The sequence below is a fragment of the Okeania sp. genome, assembly GCF_983059655.1.
The window spans coordinates 1-3551 of sequence record NZ_CEZPJD010000230.1 but is presented as its reverse complement, the minus strand read 5'-3'; the positions used below and the strand labels follow the sequence as shown (position 1 = coordinate 3551).

Genomic DNA, 3551 nt, shown 5'->3' with positions numbered 1-3551 from the left:
TGGAGAAATTGGTGTATTGTTTCTATTTGTTCCACCGAATGTTTCTATAGGTTTTGAGTTGGTATTTATTTGATTGTTGCCTGGAGAAATTGGTGTATTGGTTCTATTTGTTCCACCGAATGTTTCTATAGGTTTTGAGTTGGTATTTATTTGATTGTTGCCTGGAGAAATTGGTGTATTGGTTCTATTTGTTCCACCGAATGTTTCTCTAGGTTGTGGGTTGGTATTTATTTGATTGTTGCCTGAAGAAATTGGTGTATTGGTTCTATTTTCTTCATTATTATTTATTGAGTCTAAACCATTTGCTCCATCACCTGGTTGTTGTTGTGGTTGATTTATTTGAGTTGTTTGAGCAGGTCTTTGTTTTCCACATTCACGACACTCATTCTGGTCTAGTGGCATTATTTGTAGGATGTGGCGATTATTTTCATTCCCCCTGCATTCCCAGAATCCATTTTCTTGATTTTTCATAGTACAAATAATCTATTAATTTAAGGAGTAGTGTAAGAATAACTTGAACAGTTTTTTGATGGAAGCTAGATTTCACAATCTATTTCAGATAAAATTTGTAGAACTTATTTTTACATGATGCCTAACTGTGTTTTTATTGACTGATGGTAGTTTCCAAAATGGCAGGTTAACTCCAGAATATAAAGTTCAAGCTTGAATTTTATTTCTGTGTAGGATACTAAGATATTCCTCAACGTATTATGTCATCATAAAAAATTCCCTTCCTAACATCATTATCAGCGTAACGCATTATTTCTAATAACTCTGAATTGTCGTAGAAAAGCCTACATTTATTAATAAATTTTTTCAGACTTTGACGGTCTTGAAACTGAGGGACTATTTTTGTTGCACATTTCATCAAAGACTCCTTTTCTTCCGGAGAAAATTTTTCTGCTCTCTTATGCAAACTGGTTGGCATTAATAATAATGGATCTGCACTTAAACGCCACTGAACATCTATTAACTTCAGACAATCTTTATTGCTCAACTTTGGTAATACTCCTTCCGAGTTTAACAAATTCCATAAACTTTCATCAATTGATTTTTCCCGGCACCATATTTCAGTGATATACTCTATAAGTTCTCCACTAATCAACTCCAAACGCTGCTTTTTGTTTGCCCACTGAATAAACTCGCCTACATATTTTTGGTAAGTACCTGTTAGATTTTCTCGCATTTTTTCCAATGTTTCACGATTCAGTAATTCCCAAGCTTTACTAGCCATAAACTTTGCTTTTACCTCTTCCTTTTTCTGGTGAGTATCTAATAATTTGAACCATGCTTCTAGCACTTCAACAAGAAAACCCTTTCCTATAGTTTTATCCAGAAAAATTGTTTGCCTTATATCATTATCGTAAATAAAATTTGAAAGTTCTTGCCAACTTATCCAGAAATTATAATTACTATCTCTAACTAAGTTGTCTAATATTGAAAGCAATTTACCTTTGTTTGGAGACTTATCTTGAAAATCTTGGGAATCAAACCATTGATAAACTCTCATAAAATCATTTGCCTGAAACTCCACTTTCTCCCCTGACAAACTGACGCTCTTTTGAATGGCAGATTTTAATAGTGGCAAACTTTGTTCATAATTTGGTGAGTGGGATTTTAGACAAGTCAGATAAAGTTTACTAGCTTCAGAATTACTGATTTCTAAACCATTAGCAATCTCAGGAACGTGGACAATTTTTCTCTCTTTTCCTGATAAATAGAAAGCCATAGAATCCAGCGCATGAGGAAAATTTTTCTTCCAATATTGCTTTAAATGACTTTGTTCAAAAGTTTCTCTATCCAGAACAGAAAAAATAGGAAAAAGTCGTTCGATAAACAAATGTTTAAAATCATCCATCGTAATTTCTCCAACTAATGCTAAATCCCATAGATCGAACTTATCTTTCTCAGAAGGAAATATTTTTTCACAACCGATTATTAGTTTTTCCCGTTCTGAATAGTTTTTAGAACATTTTTCGATTAGTTTTGAACAAGCTTTTTGTAGCTCTTGTAAAATCTTAGGAATGAAATTTTCATCTTCCAAAGAATCTATTTCCAAAGAATCTAGAAATTTATTTTCAATTAGAATTCCTAAATAATTAATAAACTTTTTATCTGCTTTTACTATCTCTAAAAATTTATCTGGCAAATAACGATAGATTTTACATAACAGAGTCTTCATTAAGTTGCCATTATCTTTTGATTCAGGCAATGTTTCCCACAACATCTTTAGTTTGAAAGCTTCACTCTCTAGAATGGATGAATTTTCCTCAAACTTATCCAGAAAACTTTGCACCTTCTCTTCCATTCGAGGAATGTACTTGCGCAAAGTTTTAATTTTGTCTCGTTCCTCTGCTGGGTAATTAAAAATAAAATCTATTGGTGGATTATTTAACTTAAACCAACCATCTACTTCCTGAAAATCCCAAACTAAATCATCAGAATCATCCTTAATAACCTTGTCAAGGTACTCGCATATAGTAATTAAATTGTCATCTTTATCTTTGTTGGGATCGATAAAATATTTAACATATTCATGGTCTAGATATTTCTCTTTATCAAAGTCAGATTGATTAATATCTAACCACACCATATTTTCAGGTAAAGAACGTATTGAAGAACCATCTAGCTTAAGTATTATTTGTGCCCATTTGCAGTCTTCAGGGTGAACCGAATTGATAGCTAAAGATATTTTGTTACGCACATTAGCAGGTAGGAAAAGCAAAAGATTATCTAGAAGTAATAGTGGTTTTTGTGTCTTTTTTTTGTCAGTAAGTAGTAATCTTTTACCATTCAAAATTACATCTAGTCCTTGAAGTAAAATCTTTTTCTCAGAATTGTTAAGTTTTTTCCAGACCTTTTCTATCGTCTCCCTTACTTTTTTCTCCGTAGTTTCTTTTGCCAGTAAAGAATCCAAATATTCTTGACCCAAAAGCAATGATTGTTGCTCATAATTAGAAAAATTATTAAGACTGCTAAAGGTTGGTATTGGCATATTACCTAGATATCCCAACAACTTACAAATTTGATTATTAAATCCAGCTATTTCTGCCTCAGATACAAAAATATAACGGTGCTGGAAAAATGAGCGACTACCACTTATTGAGAATATACCTTGATCTTTATTTACAGCAGGACTAGCTTGAATAAGTATAATTTGTTTTTCTGGCAAAATCGGAGTATTATTCCTACAAATTCCTACAGCTTTACGATTATAATCGCTACTTTGACTTCCCCAAAAGTAATAATTTTTTTCATGTACACCTTCCAGAGCTGAGATATTATTATTTTTTAAACTTTCACTGTGATAAACTAGACGGTATTCACTATCATTTCCTACAACAAACTTACCATAGATAAACTGGTCAAATTTAGACTCTTGCGACATGATATATATCTCCGTAACTAAAATTGTATTTAAGTATTAGAATTTCCTGAAGAAATATTAGGAATATTTGGCGGAAAACTCTTAATTCCTCTCACTAACCATTCAATAGGCGAAAGCATATTTATTGGGTTGAAAGGTGCTGCTATGTTAATTTTATATTTAT

General features: G+C 32.1%; 2 protein-coding genes. Both read right to left on the bottom strand.

All coding sequences use genetic code 11. From position 1 onward, the window contains the following. Positions 1-471: hypothetical protein (locus AC3DU7_RS14600; RefSeq protein WP_488040057.1), on the bottom strand; the 471-nt coding region annotated here is incomplete at its 3' end. 229 nt (positions 472-700) lie between these two features. Continuing rightward, positions 701-3388, bottom strand: a complete 2688-nt coding sequence (locus AC3DU7_RS14595; protein ID WP_488040056.1) for a hypothetical protein — start codon at positions 3386-3388, stop codon at positions 701-703. Positions 3389-3551: the final 163 nt, after the last annotated feature.

Excerpts from the sequence above, each read along its gene's own strand:
- AC3DU7_RS14595 (WP_488040056.1), bottom strand. The coding sequence starts at position 3,388 with ATGTCGCAAGAGTCTAAATTTGACCAGTTTATCTATGGTAAGTTTGTT.